The sequence below is a fragment of the Burkholderia sp. BCC0044 genome (assembly GCF_902832955.1).
Classification (GTDB): Bacteria; Pseudomonadota; Gammaproteobacteria; order Burkholderiales; family Burkholderiaceae; genus Burkholderia.
Window position 1 is genome coordinate 64,634 of sequence record NZ_CADFDO010000005.1, and the last position, 19,863, is coordinate 84,496.

The window sequence follows — 19,863 nt, forward strand, 5'->3', positions numbered from 1 at the left end:
GGTCTGATCGTGGAAAAGGGTTTCAACGCTGGCACGTCGGGCAGAAATAGGTCGACCGCTGGCCCTGCACGATCTGGCGGATCGATGTGCCGCATACGCGGCACGGCTGGCCGGCGCGATCGTAGACGAAGCAGTCGAGCTGGAAGTAGCCGCTTTCGCCGTTGCTGCCGACGAAATCGCGCAACGTGCTGCCGCCGCGCTCGATCGCGTCGGCGAGCGTCGCGCGCACCGCATCGGCCAGCCGCTCGTAGCGCGGCAGCGATACCTTGCCGGCGGCGGTCGTCGGCCGGATGCCGGCGCGAAACAGGCTCTCCGACGCATAGATGTTGCCGACGCCGACGACCATGTCGCCCGCGAGCAGCGCCTGCTTGACCGACACCGTGCGGCCGCGCGTGCGCGCATGCAGCAGCGCGCCGGTGAACGCGGGCGAGAACGGCTCGACGCCGAGGCTCGCGAGGAGCGGATGCGCATGCACGTCGCCTGCTTCACGCGGGTGCCACAGCACGGCGCCGAAGCGGCGCGGATCGCGGAACCGCAGCACGAATTCGTCGAAGATCCAGTCGATGTGGTCGTGCTTCGCCGCGACCGGCACGCCGGCCGCGGGCAGCACGCGCAGCGTGCCCGTCATCCCGAGATGGACGATGAACCAGCCGGCATCGACTTCGAACAACAGGTACTTGCCGCGGCGCTCGACGGCGAGCACCTCGCGCGCGCGCAACTGCTCGGCGAGCCCCGCCGGCACGGGCCAGCGCAGCATCGCGGTACGGACGTCGACACGCTCGACGCGGCGGCCCGCGACAAAGGGCTCGATGCCCCGGCGCGTGACTTCGACTTCTGGCAACTCTGGCATGTTTTGCGGGTCTGAGGCTACGGTCTGTTTACAGCGGGAACGCGCATGCGCCGCCACGAGAACGGCCGTTCTCGCGGCGCCCCCGCATTAAACACGGGAATGCCCGAAATTGCCCGCCTGGCAGCACGCGAGGCGGGCGATTTCGGGCATTCGCATGCGGGTTCCACAGGTAAACGGACCCTATCACGATCGTGCGTGTATTGTAGCGAGCGCGTTACAATCGGTTGAAACATCGAACGGATTTCCATGACCCTGCCCTCGAAGCTGCTTCAGAAGCGCCCCGCCGCCGTGCGCGGCGCGCGCGCCTTCCCGGTCCGCCGTGCACTCGGTGCCGCGCTGTTTGCCGCCTGGACCCTCACCGCCTTTCCGGCCCACGCGCAGGATCCGGCATCGGACGACGCGGCGCCGCAGGGTGCGTTCGAGCATGTGTTGCCGGACGAGCAGAAGAATCTCCCCGGCGTGCCGCTGACGAGCCAGATCGTCTACCAGGTGCTCGCCGCCGAGGTCGCGCTTCAGCGCAACCAGCCGGCGCCGGCCTACCAGACCTACCTCGCGCTGGCCCGCGACACGCGCGATCCGCGCATGGCGCAGCGCGCGACCGAAATCGCGCTCGGCGCGCAGAGCCCGGCCGACGCGCTGTCCGCCGCGAACCTGTGGCGTCAGTACGCGCCGGATTCGAACCGCGCGTCGCAGGTCGACGCCGCGCTGCTGGTGCTCGCCGGCAAGCCGGCCGACGCGCAGCCGATGCTCGCGCGCGAGCTGGCCCGCGCGACCGGCGACACGCGCGGCCCGGCGATCCTCGCGCTGCAGGCGCTGCTCGTGCGCGGCCCCGACCGCGTCGGCGGGCTCGCGGTGCTGAAGGACATGCTGAAGAACGACATGAATCGCCCCGAGTCGCAGCTCGCGATCGCGCGGCAGCAGCTCGCGGTCGACGACAAGGACGGCGCCGCGCAATCGCTGAAGCAGGCGCTGCAGATTCGCCCCGACTACCTGCCGGCGGCGTTGATGCTGTCGCAGATGGGGCCGGCTGAACGCGCGGCCGGCATCGTGTCGTTCGAGAAGTACGTTCAGCAGAATCCGAAGTCGCGCGACGCGCGGCTCGCGCTGTCGCAGCTCTATCTCGCCGACGACCGCCTCGACGACGCGCAGAAGCAGTTCGAGACGATGCGCAAGCTCGACGCGAAGGATCCGACGCCGCTGATGGCGCTCGCGCTGATCAAGATCCAGCAGAAGAAACTCGACGAGGCGACCGGCTACCTGAAGCAGTACGTGCAGCTCGGCGACAAGCAGCCGAACCTCGACGTCGGCCAGGGCTACATCTACCTCGCGCAGATCGCGATCGACCAGAACAACGACGCGCAGGCGTCGCAGTGGCTCGACAAGGTCGACCAGACGAGCCAGCACTACCTGCCCGCGCAGATCACGCGCGCGCAGCTGCTGCAGAAACAGGGCAAGACCGACGAGGCGCGCAAGGTGCTCGACAACCTGCCGATCTCGGATCCGCGCGACGCGGCCGTGGTCGCGCGCACCGATGCGTCGATCCTGTTCACGGCGAAGCGCTATCCGGAAGCGGAGGCGCGGCTCGGGCAGGCCGTCCAGGACTTCCCGGACGATCCCGACCTGCGCTACGACTACGCGATGGCGGCCGAAAAGACCGGCCACTACGCGACGATGGAAAAGCAGTTGCGCGAGCTGATCCGTACGCAGCCCGATAACCCGCAGGCCTACAACGCGCTCGGCTATTCGCTCGCCGACCGCAACCAGCGCCTGCCCGAGGCCAGCAAGCTGATCGACAAGGCGATGGCGCTCGCGCCGAACGACGCGTACATCATGGACAGCCTCGGCTGGGTGAAGTACCGGATGGGCGACACGGCCGGCGCGACCAAGGTGCTGCAGCGTGCCTACGAACTGCAGCCGAACGCCGAAATCGGCGCGCATCTCGGCGAAGTGCTGTGGAAGAGCGGCGCGCAGGACGACGCGCGCAACGCGTTGCGTGCCGCGCAGAAGCTCGAGCCCGACAACGAAACGCTCGTGCAGACGCTCAAACGCCTGCAGATCAACGGCCTCTGATGCGGATGTTCCCGATGTTTTCCCTGTCCTCCCGCACGCGGCGCACGCTGGCCGCGGCCGGCGCGGCGCTCGCGCTCGCCGGCTGCGCGAGCACGCCGCCGTCGGCCAACGCACCGACGGGCGCCGCGCTGCAGACGGCGGCCACGCATGCGTACCACGGCCGCTTCGCGGTGCGGTACGACGACCGTCTCGGCAACCCGCAGAACGTGTACGGCAATTTCGACTGGCAGGAGCACGGCGACGACGTGTCGCTCGAACTGCGCAGCCCGCTCGGCCAGACGCTCGCGGTCGTGAAATCGACGCCGCGCGCGGCCTCGCTCGAATTGCCGAACCGCCCGACCCAATATGCACCCGACGTCGGCGACCTGATGCAGAAGACGCTCGGCTTCGAGCTGCCGCTCGCGGGCCTGCGCTACTGGCTGCTGCCGACCGCCGCGCCCGCGACGCCCGCCGAAACCGTGCGCGACCCGGCCGACGCCACGCGCATCAAGCAGCTGCGCCAGGACGGCTGGACGATCGACTACCTCGCCTACGCGGATGCCCCGGCCACGGGCGTCAAACGCGTCAACCTCGTGCGCGCGACGCCGCCGCTCGACATCAAGCTCGTGCTCGATCAGTGAGCACGCGCGCCTAGCCCCGATACCCGCATGACCGATTCGACCCGCTCGCTGCGCAATTGCCTGGCGCCCGCGAAACTCAACCTGTTCCTGCACATCACCGGCCGTCGTCCGAACGGCTATCACGATCTGCAGAGCGTATTCCAGCTGCTGAACTGGGGCGACACGCTGCACTTCACGCGGCGCGACGACGGCCGCGTCGCACGCGCGACCGACGTGCCCGGCGTGCCCGAGGAAAGCGATCTCGTCGTGCGCGCGGCGAACCTGCTGAAGGCGCATACGGGCACCGCGCACGGCGTCGACATCGAGATCGACAAGATCCTGCCGATGGGCGCCGGCCTCGGCGGCGGCAGCTCCGACGCGGCGACGACGCTGCTCGCGCTGAACCGTCTGTGGCAACTCGATTTGCCGCGCACGGAACTCCAGGCGCTCGCGGTCAAACTCGGCGCCGACGTCCCGTTTTTTATTTTTGGAAAAAATGCGTTCGCAGAGGGTATCGGAGAAGAATTAGCTGAGGTAGAATTGCCGACTCGCTGGTTCCTGGTTGTGACGCCACGCGTTCATGTCCCGACCGCTGAAATATTTTCAGATGAGTTGTTGACAAGAGATACGAAGCCCGTCACAATTGCTGACTTTCTTGCACAGCAAACCAGCGATGCGGAATGGCCAGATAGCTTCGGCCGGAACGATATGCAGGAAGTTGTAACAAGGAAGTACGCGGAAGTTGCGCAGGTGGTCAAATGGTTGTATGATGTGACCCCCGCGAGGATGACCGGCTCCGGAGCTAGCGTGTTTGCAGCGTTTCACAGCAAGCACGAGGCAGAAGCGGCGAAAGCCAAACTGCCCGCCAGTTGGAATGGCGCAGTTGCCGAGAGTCTGAACGAGCATCCGCTCTTCGCTTTCGCGTCATGAAGTTTTACTTTGCCGAACGGCCTACACAAGTTCGGTGAAGTTATCAGTTAAGTGTAGGGGAGTCGCCAAGTTGGTCAAGGCACCGGATTTTGATTCCGGCATGCGAGGGTTCGAGTCCTTCCTCCCCTGCCAAAAATTTTCCCGCATTTCCCGCCCAAGCCTGAAGCAGGTGCACGATGAGCAGCCACAGCCATGATGGCCTGATGGTCTTTACTGGCAACGCGAATCCCGCGCTCGCCCAGGAAGTCGTCAGTATCCTTGGTATTCCCCTCGGCAAAGCGATGGTCAGCCGTTTCTCCGACGGCGAGATCCAGGTCGAGATCCAGGAAAACGTGCGCGGCAAGGACGTCTTCGTCCTGCAATCCACGTGCGCACCGGCGAACGACAATCTGATGGAACTGATGATCATGGTCGATGCGCTCAAGCGCGCATCCGCCGGCCGGATCACCGCTGCCATCCCCTACTTCGGCTACGCCCGTCAGGATCGCCGCCCGCGCTCGGCGCGCGTCGCGATCTCGGCGAAGGTCGTCGCGAACATGCTGGAAATCGCCGGCGTCGAGCGGATCATCACGATGGATCTGCACGCCGACCAGATTCAGGGCTTCTTCGACATCCCGGTCGACAACATCTACGCGACGCCGATCCTGCTGGGCGACCTGCGCAAGCAGAACTACTCGGATCTGCTCGTCGTGTCGCCGGACGTCGGCGGCGTGGTGCGTGCCCGGGCACTCGCGAAGCAGCTCAACTGCGATCTCGCGATCATCGACAAGCGTCGTCCGAAGGCGAACGTCGCCGAAGTGATGAACATCATCGGTGAAGTCGAAGGCCGCACCTGCGTGATCATGGACGACATGGTCGATACGGCAGGCACGCTCTGCAAGGCTGCACAAGTGCTGAAGGCGCGCGGTGCGAAACAGGTGTTCGCGTACGCGACGCACCCGGTGCTGTCGGGCGGCGCCGCCGAGCGTATCGCCGCATCGGAACTCGACGAGCTGGTCGTCACCGATACGATTCCGCTGTCGGCCGAATCGCTGGCGTGCTCGAAGATCCGCTCGCTGACGAGCGCGAGCCTGCTGGCCGAGACGTTCTCGCGGATTCGCCGCGGCGATTCGGTGATGTCGCTGTTCGCGGAATCCTGATCGCGAATCGACGAAACAAAGCATGCGCGGAAAGCGAAGCGGCAACGCTTCGCTTTTTGCACAATCGGACGGGATAGACGAAACCCCGGCCGTTTCATCGGGGGCCGCTTGATGGCCCCGTTTTACTGCCTGGTCGCGGGCAGCACATGGAGAATCACATGAAAGTCGTCGCTTTCGAGCGCCAACAGCAAGGTACGGGTGCGAGCCGCCGCCTGCGCAACGCCGGTAAGACCACGGGTATCGTCTACGGTGGCGAAGCAGCCCCGCAAAAGATCGAACTGGATCACAACGCGCTGTGGCATGCACTGAAGAAGGAAGCCTTCCACTCGTCGATCCTCGACCTGGAAGTGGCTGGCCAGTCGCAACAGGTTCTGCTGCGCGACGTGCAATACCACCCGTTCAAGCAACTCGTGCTGCACGTTGACTTCCAGCGCGTCGACGCGAAGAAGAAGCTGCACACGAAGGCACCGCTGCACTTCCTGAACGCAGAAGTCAGCCCGGCCGTGAAGCTGTCGAGCGCGATCGTTTCGCACGTCGCGACGGAAATCGAAATCGAGTGCCTGCCGGCCGACCTGCCGGAGTTCCTCGAAGTCGACCTGTCGAAGATCGAAGCCGGTCAGTCGCTGCACGCGAAGGACATCGCACTGCCGAAGGGCGTCGCACTGGTCGCGCACGTCGATGCGGAAAACCCGGTCATCGCTTCGGCGACGGTCCCGGCGGGTGCCGTGTCGGACGCAGCAGAAGGCGAAACGCCGGCTGCCTAAGCGGCTGCCTGTACGCCCCATCGATCCGTTTCACGAAACGGTCGACGCAACCCGCCGCGGCTTGCCCGGCGGGTTTTTCTTTTTCTGCGCCCAGGCGGCAGCCACCGCCTTCGAAACGTCATGATCAAACTGATCGTCGGCCTCGGCAATCCCGGGGCGGAATACACCGCGACGCGCCACAACGCCGGTTTCTGGCTGATCGACCAGCTCGCCCGCGAAGCCGGCACGACGCTGCGCGACGAACGCCGCTTCCACGGCTTCTACGCGAAAGCGCGCCTGCATGGCGAGGAAGTTCATCTGCTCGAGCCGCAGACCTACATGAACCGCTCCGGCCAGTCGGTCGTCGCGCTCGCGCAATTCTTCAAGATCCTGCCCGACCAGATCCTCGTCGCGCACGACGAGCTCGACCTGCCGCCCGGCACCGTGAAGCTGAAGCTCGGCGGCGGCAGCGGCGGCCACAACGGCCTCAAGGACATCTCCGCGCACCTGTCGTCGCAGCAATACTGGCGGCTGCGGATCGGCATCGGCCATCCGCGTGACCTGATTCCGGAAAGCGCGCGCGCCGGCGCGAAGCCCGACGTCGCGAACTTCGTGCTGAAACCCCCGCGCCGCGAGGAACAGGACGTGATCGACGCATCGATCGAACGCGCGCTCGCGGTGATGCCGATGGTCGTCAAGGGCGAACTCGATCGCGCAACGATGCAGCTGCATCGCAACTGATCGCACTGCGCACCGGCCCGGTGCGTCGGCCGTCCGGCGCAACCGGGCGGCCCCGCCCGCCCCACCGCGACGCGCACATGCGGTAATCTCGACGTTTTGCCCGACAGGAGCCACGCGGTGAGCCGTTACTGGAGCGACGTCGTTCAGCAACTCGTGCCTTACGTGCCGGGCGAACAGCCCGCGCTCGCGCACCCCGTCAAGCTGAACACCAACGAGAATCCCTATCCGCCGTCGCCGCGCGTCGTCGCGGCGATCGCACGCGAACTCGGCGACACCGGCGACACGCTGCGCCGCTATCCGGACCCGGTCGCACGCGCGCTGCGCGAGACGGTCGCGGCCCATCACCGCATCCAGCCCGAACAGGTGTTCGTCGGCAACGGCTCCGACGAGGTGCTCGCGCACGCGTTCCAGGCGCTGCTCAAGCACGACCGGCCGCTGCGCTTTCCCGACATCACGTACAGCTTCTATCCGACCTACGCGCGCCTGTACGGCGTCGAGACCACGGTCGTGCCGCTCGCGGACGATTTCTCGATCCGCGTCGACGACTATCTCGACGACGCCGGCGGCGTGCTGTTTCCGAACCCGAATGCGCCGACCGGGCGCGCGCTGCCGCTCGCGGACGTCGAGCGGATCGCGGCCGCGAATCCGTCGTCGGTCGTCGTGATCGACGAAGCGTACGTCGATTTCGGCGCGCAGTCGGCCATCACGCTGATCGACCGTCATCCGAACCTGCTCGTCGTGCATACGACGTCGAAGGCGCGCTCGCTCGCGGGCATGCGCGTCGGCTTCGCGTTCGGCGATGTAGCGCTGATCGATGCGCTGAACCGCGTGAAGGACAGCTTCAACTCGTATCCGCTCGACCGGCTCGCGCAGGTCGCCGCGCAGGCCGCGTATGAAGACACCGATTATTTCAACGCCACCTGCCGGCGCGTGATCGACAGCCGCGCGCAGCTCACGCATGCGCTCGGCGCACTCGGCTTCGAGATCGTGCCGTCGGCCGCGAATTTCGTGTTCGCACGCCATCCCGCGCACGATGCGGGCGCGATCGCGGCGAAGCTGAAGGAACGGGAAATTTTCGTGCGGCACTTCCGGCTGCCGCGGATCGACCAGCATCTGCGCATCACCGTCGGCACCGACGCCGAATGCGACGCGCTCGTCGCGGCGTTGCGCGAGCTGCTGGGCTGACACGGAAGAACCGGCGCCGGGCGGCGCCGCTCTGAAAGAAAGCGCGACGCGCGCGCCGGTCAATCGAAGCGCGCGTCAGCGCAGGATCACGATGCGTCGTCGCCCTTCACTGCGATCAACGCGTGATACTTCTCCATCAATTGCGCGTGCGATTCGTCATGCTGCGGATCGCGCGGAATGCATTCGACCGGACACACCTGCTGGCACTGCGGTTCGTCGAAATGGCCGACGCACTCGGTGCACTTGTTCGGGTCGATCACGTAGATATCCGGGCCCATCGAAATCGCGCCGTTCGGGCACTCGGGCTCGCACACGTCGCAATTGATGCACTCGTCGGTAATCATCAAAGCCATACTGATCTCACTTCTTCAGGCCGGCGGCCGGCTTCGCAACGAAACCGGCCGGCGCCGCGTCACGCGGCAGGGCCTCCCATCGCCGTGACTTTCTCGGTCAGCCACTTCTCGACGGACGGAAACACGAATTTGCTGACATCGCCGCCCAATTGCGCGATTTCGCGCACGATCGTCCCCGAGATGAACTGGTACTGATCGGACGGCGTCATGAACATCGTCTCGACGTCGGGCAACAGATAACGGTTCATCCCCGCCATCTGGAACTCATATTCGAAGTCGGATACGGCGCGCAGCCCGCGCACGATCACGCGCGCATTGTTGGTGCGGACGAAATCCTTCAGGAGGCCGGTGAAACTCATCACCTTCACGTTCGGATAATGGCCGAGCACCTCGTTCGCAATCGTCAGACGTTCTTCGAGCGAGAAAAACGGCTTCTTCGCGCGGCTGTCGGCAACGCCCACCACCAGCGTATCAAAAATGCTCGACGCACGCCGCACGAGGTCTTCGTGCCCGCGCGTCAGCGGATCGAACGTACCGGGATACACGGCGACTACCATGTCGCTCCTCCTGTCATCACGCAAACGGGATGGCAGCCGTGCGATGCACGCGCCGCTGCCGAGATGGGCTTGCGTCGCCTTTGCGGCGCGCCGCCTCGTATGGAACGCGCATTATTCATCATTTTCGCGCCGCAGCAAATGATAGTGAACCGCACCGGCCTTGCCGTGCTTCACCACCTGCCAGCCCGCGAGCGCATCGTGCGCGGCCGGATCGAGTTCCGCCCCCGTTTCGACGTACAGCGCGCCGCCCGCCGCGACGAGCGGCGCCGCGAGCGCGATCGCACGCTCGAGCGCGGCGAGGTCGTCGAACGGCGGATCGAGGAACACGACGTCGAACGCGCCCGGCGTGAGCCCGGCCGCGAGCCGCAGCGCATCGGCTTCGGCCACTTCGACCGACCGGGCGCCGAGCTTGTCCTTGATCGCGCGCAACTGCTGCGCGGCGCGCGGATGGCGCTCGACCATCACGACGCTCGCCGCGCCGCGCGACGCGGCCTCGAAGCCGAGCGCGCCGGTGCCCGCGAACAGGTCGAGGCAGCGCCGGCCTTCGAGATCCTGGCCGAGCCAGTTGAACAGCGTCTCGCGTACGCGATCGGGGGTCGGGCGCAGGCCGTCGAGATCGAGCACCGCGAGCGGCGTGCGTTTCCAGTCGCCGCCGATGATGCGGATCGTGTGCGGCTTGCCGCGGCTGGAAGGGGCCGCCGGGCGGCCGGAAGAGGAACGGGACATACGGGATATCGACAACGGAGGGACCGGGCGCGCGCAGGGGGCGCCGCCAAACAGGCGCACGTTACCACAGCGGCGACGCGCACTGACGCGAGGGCCACGCCGCACTGATAAAATGCACGGTTTCGGCCGCCGAGCGCCGCGCCCGCGCGAACGCAGAACGGCCCGTCCGGCGCCCCGCTCCCGGCGGCGGCCCCCCTCTTCCCGACGTCAAACCATGTTCAGTTTCTTCAAACGATTCAAGAAAACGCAGGAGCCCGATCCGGCGGAATCGCAATCGGCCGACGCGCAGCAAGCGGACGAAGCATCCGACGCCGACGCGCCCGCGGCCGACGTGCCGCAGCCCCCCGCGCAACCGGCCGCGCCGGCCGTCGTGATGACCGTCACGCCGACCAACGACGGCCGCGACGAAGTGGTCGAGACGGTCGAGATCGTGCCGCCGCCGCTGCAGGACGCCTCCGCGAAGAAGTCGTGGCTCGCGCGCCTGAAAACGGGGCTCGCGAAGACGGGCTCGAACATCACCGGCGTGTTCGTCAACACGAAGATCGACGAGGACCTGTACGAGGAGCTCGAAACCGCGCTGTTGATGTCCGACGCGGGCGTCGACGCGACCGAGTACCTGCTCGACGCGCTGCGCGAGAAGGTGCGCGCGGGCCGGCTGACCGATCCGCAACAGGTGAAGGATGCGCTGCACGACCTGCTCGTCGAGCTGCTGACGCCGCTCGAGAAATCGCTGATGCTCGGCCGCGCGCAGCCGCTCGTGATGATGATCACCGGCGTGAACGGCGCGGGCAAGACGACCAGCATCGGCAAGCTCGCGAAGCATCTGCAAAGCTTCGACCAGTCGGTGCTGCTGGCCGCCGGCGACACGTTCCGCGCAGCCGCGCGCGAGCAGCTGGCGGTCTGGGGCGAGCGCAACAACGTGACGGTCGTGCAGCAGGAAAGCGGCGATCCGGCCGCGGTGATCTTCGACGCGGTCAGCGCCGCGCGCGCGCGCAAGATCGACGTGATGATGGCCGACACGGCCGGCCGCCTGCCGACTCAGCTGCATCTGATGGAAGAGCTGAAGAAGGTGAAGCGCGTGATCGCGAAGGCGCACGACGGCGCGCCGCACGAAGTGCTGCTGGTGATCGACGCGAACACCGGCCAGAACGCGCTCACGCAGGTGAAGGCATTCGACGACGCGCTGGGCCTGACCGGCCTGATCGTCACGAAGCTCGACGGCACCGCGAAGGGCGGGATTCTCGCGGCGATCGCGCGGCAACGGCCGGTGCCCGTCTACTTCATCGGCGTCGGCGAGAAGGTCGAGGACCTGCAGCCGTTCAGCGCGGTGGAATTCGCGGACGCACTGCTCGGCTGAACGCCGCCGGCCCGCCTCGGACAGGGCGCCTTCGGGCGCCCTTTTTCATGCGCGCCCGATCCTGCTCGCCACGGGCGTGGCGCGCTCATTCAGCGCTCATTCCGCGTCGGGCTGCACGCCCGGCTCGGCGGCCTTGAACGCATCGAGCGTCGCCGCATGGTCGACGATCCGCTGGATCGTCGGAAAACGCGTCGTGTCGATCGAGAAGCGGTTCGCGTTGAACACCTGCGGCACGAGGCACACGTCGGCGAGCGTCGGCGTGTCGCCGAAGCACAGCTTGCCGGTGCGCGGATCGTTCGCGAGACGCGCCTCGAGCGTGTCGAAGCCCGCCTCGATCCAGTGCCGGTACCACGCGTTCTTTGCGTCCTCGGGCACCTTCAGCGTGTGCTTCAGGTACTTCAGCACGCGCAGGTTGTTGAGCGGGTGGATTTCGCACGCAATCTGCAGCGCGACCGCGCGCACATAGGCGCGATCGACCGGCTGCTTCGGCAGCAACGGCGGCTCGGGATGGGTTTCGTCGAGATATTCGATGATCGCGAGCGACTGCTGCAGCGTCGCGTCGCCATCGATCAGCGTGGGCACGACTCCATCCGGATTCAGTGCGCGGTATGCGTCCTTCAGTTGCTCGCCGCCATCGCGCAGCATGTGCACGGGCGCATAGTCGAACGGCAGCTGCTTCAGGTTCAGGGCGATCCGCACGCGGTACGACGCGGAACTGCGGAAATAGCTGTAGAGCTTCATGGGATGTCTCTCTTTGGTCGTATTCGGCCGGCGGCGGCATGGGCGCGGCGCAGCGGCGCGTGCACCGCCGGGAACCAGAGTGTAGCGCGGCACGATGCGCGGCCGCGCCCGTGCGATACTCGGGGCATTCCTTACCGCTCACCGCGCGGCCCGATGCCGGCCGCCCGCCCCACGTTCCGATGACCGCTTCCCACGATCCCGCCGCCGCTCCGTTCCCTTGCGCCCGCTTCATCAAGGAAATCGGCCGCGGCCCGAACGGCGCACGCGCCCTGTCCGCCGAGGACACGTTCGCGCTTTATCGCGCGATGCTCGATGCGCGCGTGTCGGACGTCGAACTCGGCGCGATCCTGATCGCCTATCGGCTGAAGGGCGAATCCGCCGACGAACTGGCCGCGATGCTCGCCGCCGCGCAGGCGTCGTTCGAACCCGTGCACGTGCAGGACACCGCGTTCCGCCCGGTGTCGATCCCGAGCTACAACGGCGCGCGCAAGCAGCCGAACCTCGTGCCGCTGCTCGCGCTGCTGCTCGCGCGCGAAGGCGTGCCGGTGCTGGTGCACGGGGTGGAGCGCGATCCGGGCCGCGTGACGAGCGCCGAGATCTTCTCGGCGCTGTCGCTCGCGCCGTCGACGTCGCACGATGCGATCGAGGACACGCTCGCCGAACGCCGCGTCGCGTTCGCGCCGATCGACGTGCTGGCGCCGCGCATCGCGCGCCTGCTGTCGATGCGCGGCGTGCTCGGCGTGCGCAATTCCACGCATACGCTCGTGAAGATCCTGCAGCCGTTCGCGCCGGCCGGGCTGCGGCTCGTCAACTACACGCATCCGCCGTACCGCGACAGCCTCGCGGCGCTGTTCCGCGATCATCCGGACGCCGCGCTCGGCGGCGCGCTGCTCGCGCGCGGCACCGAAGGCGAAGCGGTGGCCGACACGCGGCGCCAGGTGCAGGTCGACTGGCTGCACGACGGCGTGTGCGACACGCTGATCGACGCCGAGCGTTCGTCGACCGACGCGCCGCCCGTCGCGCTGCCCGAGTCGCGCGATGCGGCGACCACGGCCGCGTGGACGGACGCCGTGCTGCGCGGCGAGGTGCCGGTGCCCGACACGGTCGCGCGACAGGTCGCGACGATCGTGCAGATCGTCCGCGTCGCACGCTGACGGCGCGGCGTCGACCTGCCCCTTTATCCCGACATTTGACACGCGAGCGCATCCTGGCATAGAGTGGCCGTCATGCGTTCCTTTCCGAACCCCCTCCGAATTACCTCCGGCCGCCTAGCGCGGCCGCTATCGCTACGACTAGCCTAAGGCTGTCGTAGCGCCGTGTGCTGTCCGCACGGTCCTCCCAGCAGTTCCTCGCCGTACCCCTCTCGCAGTTTTTACAACCCGAAGTCGTCAGCATTCGTCCGTCCATCCGTCGGCCGATTCGCGAAGATCATCCGCATCCGCTGCGCCATCGCGCGCCGGGTGCGAGGCAGCGCCGACCGGCGCCCATGCCGCCCGTCTTCGCTCGCGACTTGAGACCCGAGGTCCAGAAGATGATGCGCAATCCGCAAGACAAGTACCGTCCGTTCGAGCCCGTCCGCCTCAACGGCCGCCGCTGGCCGGCCCGCACCATCGAGCGCGCGCCCGTGTGGATGAGCACCGACCTGCGCGACGGCAACCAGTCGCTGATCGAGCCGATGAGCATCGAGCAGAAGCTCGAGTTCTTCGAGATGCTGGTCGCGATCGGGTTCAAGGAGATCGAAGTCGGTTTTCCGTCGGCGTCGCAAACCGACTTCGATTTCGTCCGCAAGCTGATCGACGACAAGCGGATTCCCGACGACGTGACGATCGAGGTGCTCGTGCAGTCGCGCGAAGACCTGATTGCGCGCACGTTCGACGCGCTCGACGGCGTGCCGCGCGCGATCGTGCACCTGTACAACGCGGTCTGCCCGTCGTTTCGCCGCATCGTGTTCGGGATGTCGAAGGACGACGTGAAGGCGCTCGCGATCGACGGCACGCGCATCATCAAGGCACACGCCGCCGCGCGCCCCGACACGCGCTGGACCTTCCAGTACTCGCCGGAAACCTTCAGCATGACCGAGCTGACGTTCGCGCGCGAGATCTGCGACGCGGTCGCGCAGACGTGGCGCCCGACCCGCGACCACAAGATGATCGTCAACCTGCCGGCCACCGTCGAGGCCGCGACCCCGAACGTGTTCGCCGACCAGATCGAATGGATGGACCGCAACCTCGCGTATCGCGACAGCATCGTGCTGTCCGTGCATCCGCACAACGATCGCGGCACCGCGGTCGCGGCGGCCGAACTCGCGCTGCTCGCCGGCGCCGACCGCATCGAAGGCTGCCTGTTCGGCAACGGCGAGCGCACCGGCAACGTCGATCTCGTCACGCTCGCGTTGAACCTCTACACGCAAGGGATCGACCCGGGCCTCGATTTCTCCGACATCGACGCGGTGCGCCGCGTCGTCGAGCGCTGCAACCAGATTCCCGTGCATCCGCGCCACCCGTACGCGGGCGACCTCGTGTTCACCGCGTTCTCGGGCTCGCACCAGGATGCGATCCGCAAGGGCTTCGCGCAGCAGCGCCCGGACGCGATCTGGGAGGTGCCGTACCTGCCGATCGACCCGGCCGACCTCGGCCGCAGCTATGACGCGGTGATCCGCGTGAACAGCCAGTCCGGCAAGGGCGGCGCGACGTTCCTGCTCGAACGCGGAATGGGCTTCACGCCGACGCGCCGCGTCCAGATCGAATTCAGCCATGCGGTGCAGACGCTCGCCGACGCATCGGGCGAGGAAGTGACGGGCGACGCGATCTGCACGCTGTTCGCGCGCGAATTCTTCGAGACCGACGGGCCGGCCGCGCGCCACGGCAGCGGCGCACGCTGGCAAAACCGCGACATCGCGACGGCGCCCGCCGCCGACGCGACGCTCGACGACGTCGTGCGACATTTCGCCGCGGCATTTGCAGCGGCCGCCGGCGCCGCGATCGACGTCGCATCGTGCGAACACACGCGCACGGCGGACGGCCGGATCGCGGTATCGGTCGGTTGCCGGATCGGCGACGCGCCGCTGCGGCACGGGGTCGGCGTGCATGCCGATGCGGCGAGCGCCGCGCTCGATGCGGTCGTCAGCGCGATCAACCGCTCGGCATGGCACTGCGCGGACCACCGCGCGGCGGCCTGACCGCCGGGCTTCGATGCAGGGTTGAAACGTCAGGGAGCGGTGCGTGACCGCCCGTGCGCCGCGCGATCCGCGCCGCACGAGGCAGCAAAAAAGCGGCTCGGAAGGCCGCTTCGGTCGAGGCATGAAAAGGAGTGCTACCCGCGCTCAAGTCTCGGTCGCGCACCGCGTCGCCTGCCACGCGAACAGGCACCAGCGACCCTGGTCGTGCGTGTGGACGGACGTATAGGCGATCGGGAAGACGAGGCCGCCGTTGTTCGTTTCCATCTCGATCAACGCGCGCCCGGTGACGACGCAGGTGGCGTCGCCGACCGGCAGCACGTCCTGCGACTGGATTTCGATCTGGCGATAGCGGCGGCGGCCGGCGACGATGGCGTCGATGAACTGCTGCTTGGTTTCGCGTTTGCCGTTGGTATGGACGAAAAACACCTTGTCCGACAACAGCGCATCGAGCGCCTCGCCGTCGCCGTCCACCATCGCCCGGAACCGGTCGCGCTCGAGCGCGCGGATCGCATCGACCACCTTCGCCATCGCCTGACTCCTCGGCAACGCGCCCGCGTTGCCCGGGCGTACGGATCAGAAGTTGTACTGCAGGTAGAACTGGTGGAAATTTATACCAGGATTCGGCTCTTTGATACCCGCGTTAGACACATGTTCGAAACGGTAGCCGACCTGATACTGTTGCCGTTGACCGAACTGCACGCCCACGCCGCCCGTCGGCGCGAACTGGAACGCGGTCGACAGCGAGAAATTGTCCGAGATCGTCGGATGCGTCAGCAGCCGGACGCCGCCGCCCGCCTCGATGAACGGGCGAATCTGCCCGCTGCTCTTGATGAAACGGAACATCGGCGTGACGCCGAACTCGCCGATGTTGCCGTGGACGTTGCCGCCCGTGTGCCAGTAGCCGGCGTGCCCTTCGACGACGAACGCGAAGTGCCAGCCGCCGATTTCCCACCAGTTCCAGCCCGGATCCCACACCACGCCGATATCGGCCTTGTCGATCCCGCGGCGATCCGAAAACCCGCCGCCCGCCTGGATCCCCCATCGATCCGCGAAAGCCGCACCCGATCCGCCCAGAAGAGACGCCGCCAGCATCGCATGCAGCACCAGCCGGCTGCGAGGCCGGCGATTCTTCTTATTGTTCATCTGACACTCCAACTTTGTGGGTTGAATGGAGCCTGCGGCAACGGCCGGGCCCGAGCGAACTGAATGGTATGGTAAAGGACTTTTCGAATCGGCATCACGAAGCGAAATGGCTTGCTTCCAAAACGACAAAAATCGAAATCGTCTACCGATTCCCATCAGAAACAATGGCTTACGGAACTTCGCGGCGCGGTTCTTGTCGCAGATTAGACTATCGACTCCACCGGTTCGATAGAAAATCGGGAACTCGGAAGCCCCCGCCCGCTCTAAGGAATTAGCACTCGTATTACGGGAGTGCTAAGATGACCCACGGAATCTCATCCGAGACCGGGGTTTGTCCCTGATTCCAAAGGAGTTTTTAGTGAGCAACGCCCTGACCCTCCCGAACACCCTGAGCCCGACGCCGGCCAAGGCCGAATCGGCAGGCTCGCTGGCGCTCGCAGCCCAATCGATGTTGCCCGGCCAGCTCGGCAACATCGACGCGTACATCCAGGCCGTCAATCGCATTCCGCTGCTGACCGCCGAAGAGGAACGCCGGTACGCAACCGAATTCCGTGAAGACAACAACCTCGACGCGGCGCGCCGGCTCGTGCTGTCGCACCTGCGCCTCGTCGTGTCGATCGCGCGCAACTATCTCGGCTACGGCCTGCCGCACGGCGACCTGATCCAGGAAGGCAACATCGGCCTGATGAAAGCGGTGAAGCGTTTCGACCCGTCGCAAAACGTGCGCCTGGTGTCGTATGCGATTCACTGGATCAAGGCCGAGATCCACGAGTACATCCTGCGCAACTGGCGCATGGTGAAGGTCGCGACGACGAAGGCGCAGCGCAAGCTGTTCTTCAACCTGCGCAGCCACAAGAAGAGCATGCAGGCGATGACGCCGGAGGAAATCGACGGCCTCGCGCAGGAGCTCAACGTCAAGCGCGAGGAAGTCACCGAGATGGAAACGCGCCTGTCGGGCGGCGACATCGCGCTCGAGGGCCAAGTGGAAGACGGCGAGGAATCGTACGCGCCGATCGCCTACCTGGCCGACTCGCACAACGAGCCGACCGCCGTGCTGGCCGCACGTCAGCGCGACATGCTGCAGACGGACGGCATCGCGCAGGCGCTCGACGCGCTCGACGCGCGCAGCCGCCGCATCATCGAGGCGCGCTGGCTGCACGTCGACGACGACGGCTCGGGCGGCTCGACGCTGCACGATCTCGCCGCCGAGTTCGGCGTGTCGGCGGAACGCATCCGCCAGATCGAAGCGAGCGCGATGAAAAAGATGCGCACCGCCCTCGCCGAATACGCGTAAATCCGCGGCGCTTCAGCGCGCTTCACCCCAAACCGCTGCCTGACCGGCAGCGGTTTTTTTTTCGTCCGCTTTCCCGCCGCTTTCCCGCCGTTTTTCTACTGCTTTTCACCCGCTTTTTCAGCGCGTTTCACCGTCCGTTTCTTCGCCGATTAATTGACCCGATTCACCGGGTATCAGGCCATTTGCGGCGCCCTTCCGCACAACCTTGATCTACCTCAATTTCTACCCCGTGTTTCGCGACGGTCTGCCGCAGCGCAGCACTCGGCATCGGAAAGCCGTCCTTTTAAAATTGGCATGTCAGGCGCAAAAGGATTAAAACAGCTTCACGGCCGTGATAAATCCGACGTAACGTCGCCCCCAATCCGACTTCAATCGATTCAGGATAATCGCCTTGATCTCGATCAATAAAAAGCCTGCGCCGCCTTCGCGGCCGGCCGGCACGATCGGCTGGCGTGCGCGCATCGCCGCATGGGCACGCGGACCGACCCTCGCCCGCGACATCACCCTGATGCTGATCGTCAAGCTGATCCTCCTGATGTCGCTCAAATACGCATTCTTCAATCATCCGCAGGCGGAGCACATGTCGTTGCCGCCTGCCGCCGTGGCCGAGAAGCTGCTCTCGGTGCCGGCGCCTGCACCCACCGAGGGAGACCACCATGATAAGTAGCGAAGTCGTCGATCTGTCACGTCTGCAGTTCGGCATCACGGCGCTCTACCACTTCCTGTTCGTGCCGTTGACGCTCGGCCTGTCCTGGCTGCTCGTCATCATGGAAGCCGTCTACGTGATGACCGGCAAACAGGTCTACAAGGACATGACCCAGTTCTGGGGCAAGCTGTTCGGGATCAATTTCGCGATGGGCGTGACGACCGGCATCACGCTCGAATTCCAGTTCGGCACGAACTGGTCGTACTACTCGCACTATGTCGGCGACATCTTCGGCGTGCCGCTCGCGGTCGAAGGCCTGATGGCGTTCTTCCTCGAATCGACGTTCGTCGGGCTGTTCTTCTTCGGCTGGAACCGGCTGTCGAAGGTCAAGCACCTGATCGTCACGTTCCTCGTCGCGCTGGGCTCGAACCTGTCCGCGCTGTGGATCCTGGTCGCGAACGGCTGGATGAACAACCCGGTCGGCGCCGAGTTCAACTACCAGACGATGCGCATGGAAATGACGAGCCTGTTCGACGTGCTGTTCAACCCGGTCGCGCAGGTGAAGTTCGTGCACACGGTGTCGGCCGGCTACGTGTCGGCGGCGATGTTCGTGCTCGGCGTGTCGTCGTGGTACCTGCTGAAGAAGCGCGACGTCGATTTCGCGCTGCGCTCGTTCGCGGTCGCGGCCGGCTTCGGCCTCGCGGCCACGCTGTGCGTGATCGTGCTCGGCGACGAATCGGGCTATACGACCGGCGAAGTGCAGAAGATGAAGCTCGCCGCGATCGAATCCGAATGGGAAACCCAGCCGGCGCCCGCGTCGTTCACGCTGATCGGCATCCCGAACCAGGAGGCCCAGCGCACCGACTACGCGATCAAGATCCCGTACGCGCTCGGCCTGATCGCGACGCGCTCGATCGACGAACCGGTGATCGGCCTGCGCGATCTCGCGAAGCACAGCGAGGAACACATCCAGAGCGGGATGATCGCGTACGGCGCGCTGCAGAAGCTCAAGCAGGGCGACACGAGCGACGCGACCCGCGCGCTGTTCGACCAGCACAAGCAGTATCTCGGCTACGGGCTGATGCTCAAGCAGTTCACGCCGAACGTGACCGACGCGACGCCCGAGCAAATCAAGGCCGCCGCGAAGAAGACGATCCCGCCCGTCGCGCCGGTGTTCTTCTCGTTCCGGATCATGGTGTTCCTCGGCTTCCTGTTCGTCGCGACGTTCATCGCCGCGTTCTGGTTCTGCGCGCGCCGCGAACTGCTGCAGGACAACCGCCGCTGGTTCCTGCGCTACGCGGTGTGGGCGATCCCGCTGCCGTGGATCGCGATCGAATTCGGCTGGATCGTCGCCGAGCTCGGCCGCCAGCCGTGGACGATCGCCGGCGTGCTGCCGACGCACCTGTCCGCGTCGAGCCTGCAGCCGAGCGACCTGTACCTGAGCCTCGCCGGCTTCATCCTGTTCTACACCGCGCTGTTCGTCATCGAGATCAAGCTGATGTTCAAGTACGCGCGCCTCGGCCCGTCGTCGCTGCATACCGGCCGCTATCACCACGAACTCGCCGCCGCCGGCGAGCGGGCCGCGGTTTGAGCACGCCCTCGCAACCGAAC

The 19,863-nt window shown here is 66.1% G+C and carries 20 protein-coding genes and 1 tRNA gene; 14 read left to right on the top strand and 7 right to left on the bottom strand.

Features of this window, described 5'->3' with window-relative positions:
• Positions 1 to 22: 22 nt before the first annotated feature.
• Complete coding sequence (mutM, locus tag HWX14_RS28270) at positions 23 to 850, bottom strand: bifunctional DNA-formamidopyrimidine glycosylase/DNA-(apurinic or apyrimidinic site) lyase (protein WP_050014869.1); 828 nt, start codon at positions 848 to 850, stop codon at positions 23 to 25.
• 246 nt (positions 851 to 1,096) lie between these two features.
• Between mutM and HWX14_RS28275 the strand changes: the two genes are divergently transcribed.
• From HWX14_RS28275 to hisC, 8 genes are all read left to right on the top strand, one after another.
• Entirely contained in the window at positions 1,097 to 2,920 is a 1,824-nt protein-coding gene (locus HWX14_RS28275) for a tetratricopeptide repeat protein (protein WP_175885652.1), read from the top strand.
• Positions 2,920 to 3,540 (top strand): lipoprotein insertase outer membrane protein LolB, encoded by a 621-nt coding sequence (gene lolB, locus HWX14_RS28280; RefSeq protein ID WP_175885653.1) that lies wholly within the window; start codon positions 2,920 to 2,922, stop codon positions 3,538 to 3,540. Before HWX14_RS28275 ends, lolB begins: the two co-directional genes overlap by 1 nt.
• Positions 3,541 to 3,567: 27 nt before the next feature.
• The gene (gene ispE, locus HWX14_RS28285) at positions 3,568 to 4,449 is read left to right on the top strand and encodes a 4-(cytidine 5'-diphospho)-2-C-methyl-D-erythritol kinase (protein ID WP_175885654.1); all 882 of its coding nucleotides are present in this window, start codon (positions 3,568 to 3,570) and stop codon (positions 4,447 to 4,449) included.
• Positions 4,450 to 4,504: 55 nt separating this feature from the next.
• Positions 4,505 to 4,581, top strand: a tRNA-Gln gene (locus HWX14_RS28290).
• A gap of 44 nt (positions 4,582 to 4,625) precedes the next feature.
• Complete coding sequence (locus HWX14_RS28295; protein ID WP_126363394.1) at positions 4,626 to 5,588, top strand: ribose-phosphate pyrophosphokinase; 963 nt, start codon at positions 4,626 to 4,628, stop codon at positions 5,586 to 5,588.
• A 158-nt stretch (positions 5,589 to 5,746) separates the two neighbouring features.
• Entirely contained in the window at positions 5,747 to 6,352 is a 606-nt protein-coding gene (locus tag HWX14_RS28300; protein ID WP_011546248.1) for a 50S ribosomal protein L25/general stress protein Ctc, read from the top strand.
• A gap of 120 nt (positions 6,353 to 6,472) precedes the next feature.
• Positions 6,473 to 7,072 (top strand): aminoacyl-tRNA hydrolase, encoded by a 600-nt coding sequence (gene pth / locus HWX14_RS28305; protein WP_048246979.1) that lies wholly within the window; start codon positions 6,473 to 6,475, stop codon positions 7,070 to 7,072.
• A 117-nt stretch (positions 7,073 to 7,189) separates the two neighbouring features.
• Complete coding sequence (hisC, locus tag HWX14_RS28310; RefSeq protein WP_175885655.1) at positions 7,190 to 8,257, top strand: histidinol-phosphate transaminase; 1,068 nt, start codon at positions 7,190 to 7,192, stop codon at positions 8,255 to 8,257.
• Between the two features lie 86 nt (positions 8,258 to 8,343).
• Here the strand turns inward: hisC and HWX14_RS28315 are convergent, their stop codons facing one another.
• The 3 genes from HWX14_RS28315 to rsmD form a co-directional block, all read right to left on the bottom strand.
• On the bottom strand, positions 8,344 to 8,610 hold the full coding sequence (locus HWX14_RS28315; RefSeq protein WP_006477774.1) for a YfhL family 4Fe-4S dicluster ferredoxin: 267 nt from the start codon (positions 8,608 to 8,610) through the stop codon (positions 8,344 to 8,346).
• A 59-nt stretch (positions 8,611 to 8,669) separates the two neighbouring features.
• On the bottom strand, positions 8,670 to 9,167 hold the full coding sequence (gene coaD / locus HWX14_RS28320; protein WP_021163047.1) for a pantetheine-phosphate adenylyltransferase: 498 nt from the start codon (positions 9,165 to 9,167) through the stop codon (positions 8,670 to 8,672).
• A 111-nt stretch (positions 9,168 to 9,278) separates the two neighbouring features.
• Positions 9,279 to 9,893 (bottom strand): 16S rRNA (guanine(966)-N(2))-methyltransferase RsmD, encoded by a 615-nt coding sequence (gene rsmD / locus HWX14_RS28325; RefSeq protein ID WP_175885656.1) that lies wholly within the window; start codon positions 9,891 to 9,893, stop codon positions 9,279 to 9,281.
• A gap of 214 nt (positions 9,894 to 10,107) precedes the next feature.
• On the opposite strand from rsmD, the gene ftsY reads away from it, so the two are divergent.
• Complete coding sequence (ftsY, locus tag HWX14_RS28330) at positions 10,108 to 11,250, top strand: signal recognition particle-docking protein FtsY (RefSeq protein ID WP_175885657.1); 1,143 nt, start codon at positions 10,108 to 10,110, stop codon at positions 11,248 to 11,250.
• Between the two features lie 96 nt (positions 11,251 to 11,346).
• Here ftsY and maiA read toward each other — a convergent pair whose 3' ends face one another.
• On the bottom strand, positions 11,347 to 11,991 hold the full coding sequence (maiA, locus tag HWX14_RS28335) for a maleylacetoacetate isomerase (RefSeq protein WP_175885658.1): 645 nt from the start codon (positions 11,989 to 11,991) through the stop codon (positions 11,347 to 11,349).
• A 179-nt stretch (positions 11,992 to 12,170) separates the two neighbouring features.
• Here maiA and ybiB point away from each other — a divergent pair, with 179 nt between their 5' ends.
• Both ybiB and leuA read left to right on the top strand, forming a co-directional pair.
• Positions 12,171 to 13,145, top strand: a complete 975-nt coding sequence (gene ybiB, locus HWX14_RS28340; protein ID WP_175885659.1) for a DNA-binding protein YbiB — start codon at positions 12,171 to 12,173, stop codon at positions 13,143 to 13,145.
• A gap of 377 nt (positions 13,146 to 13,522) precedes the next feature.
• Complete coding sequence (gene leuA / locus HWX14_RS28345; RefSeq protein ID WP_175885930.1) at positions 13,523 to 15,169, top strand: 2-isopropylmalate synthase; 1,647 nt, start codon at positions 13,523 to 13,525, stop codon at positions 15,167 to 15,169.
• A gap of 144 nt (positions 15,170 to 15,313) precedes the next feature.
• On the opposite strand, the gene HWX14_RS28350 is transcribed toward leuA, so the two are convergent.
• Both HWX14_RS28350 and pagL read right to left on the bottom strand, forming a co-directional pair.
• Entirely contained in the window at positions 15,314 to 15,697 is a 384-nt protein-coding gene (locus HWX14_RS28350) for a nuclear transport factor 2 family protein (protein WP_069620269.1), read from the bottom strand.
• A gap of 45 nt (positions 15,698 to 15,742) precedes the next feature.
• On the bottom strand, positions 15,743 to 16,312 hold the full coding sequence (pagL, locus tag HWX14_RS28355) for a lipid A 3-O-deacylase PagL (RefSeq protein WP_175885660.1): 570 nt from the start codon (positions 16,310 to 16,312) through the stop codon (positions 15,743 to 15,745).
• Between the two features lie 358 nt (positions 16,313 to 16,670).
• On the opposite strand from pagL, the gene rpoH reads away from it, so the two are divergent.
• The 3 genes from rpoH (at position 16,671) to HWX14_RS28370 (ending at position 19,843) form a co-directional block, all read left to right on the top strand.
• Entirely contained in the window at positions 16,671 to 17,606 is a 936-nt protein-coding gene (gene rpoH, locus HWX14_RS28360) for an RNA polymerase sigma factor RpoH (protein ID WP_175885661.1), read from the top strand.
• Between the two features lie 385 nt (positions 17,607 to 17,991).
• Positions 17,992 to 18,273: a cytochrome oxidase putative small subunit CydP gene (gene cydP, locus HWX14_RS28365; RefSeq protein WP_175885931.1), complete on the top strand. Its 282-nt coding sequence runs from the start codon at positions 17,992 to 17,994 to the stop codon at positions 18,271 to 18,273.
• Positions 18,263 to 19,843 carry a cytochrome ubiquinol oxidase subunit I gene (locus tag HWX14_RS28370; RefSeq protein WP_175885662.1) on the top strand — a complete coding sequence of 527 codons (1,581 nt, stop codon included), beginning with the start codon at positions 18,263 to 18,265 and terminating at the stop codon, positions 19,841 to 19,843. Before cydP ends, HWX14_RS28370 begins: the two co-directional genes overlap by 11 nt.
• The last annotated feature ends 20 nt before the right edge of the window (positions 19,844 to 19,863 follow it).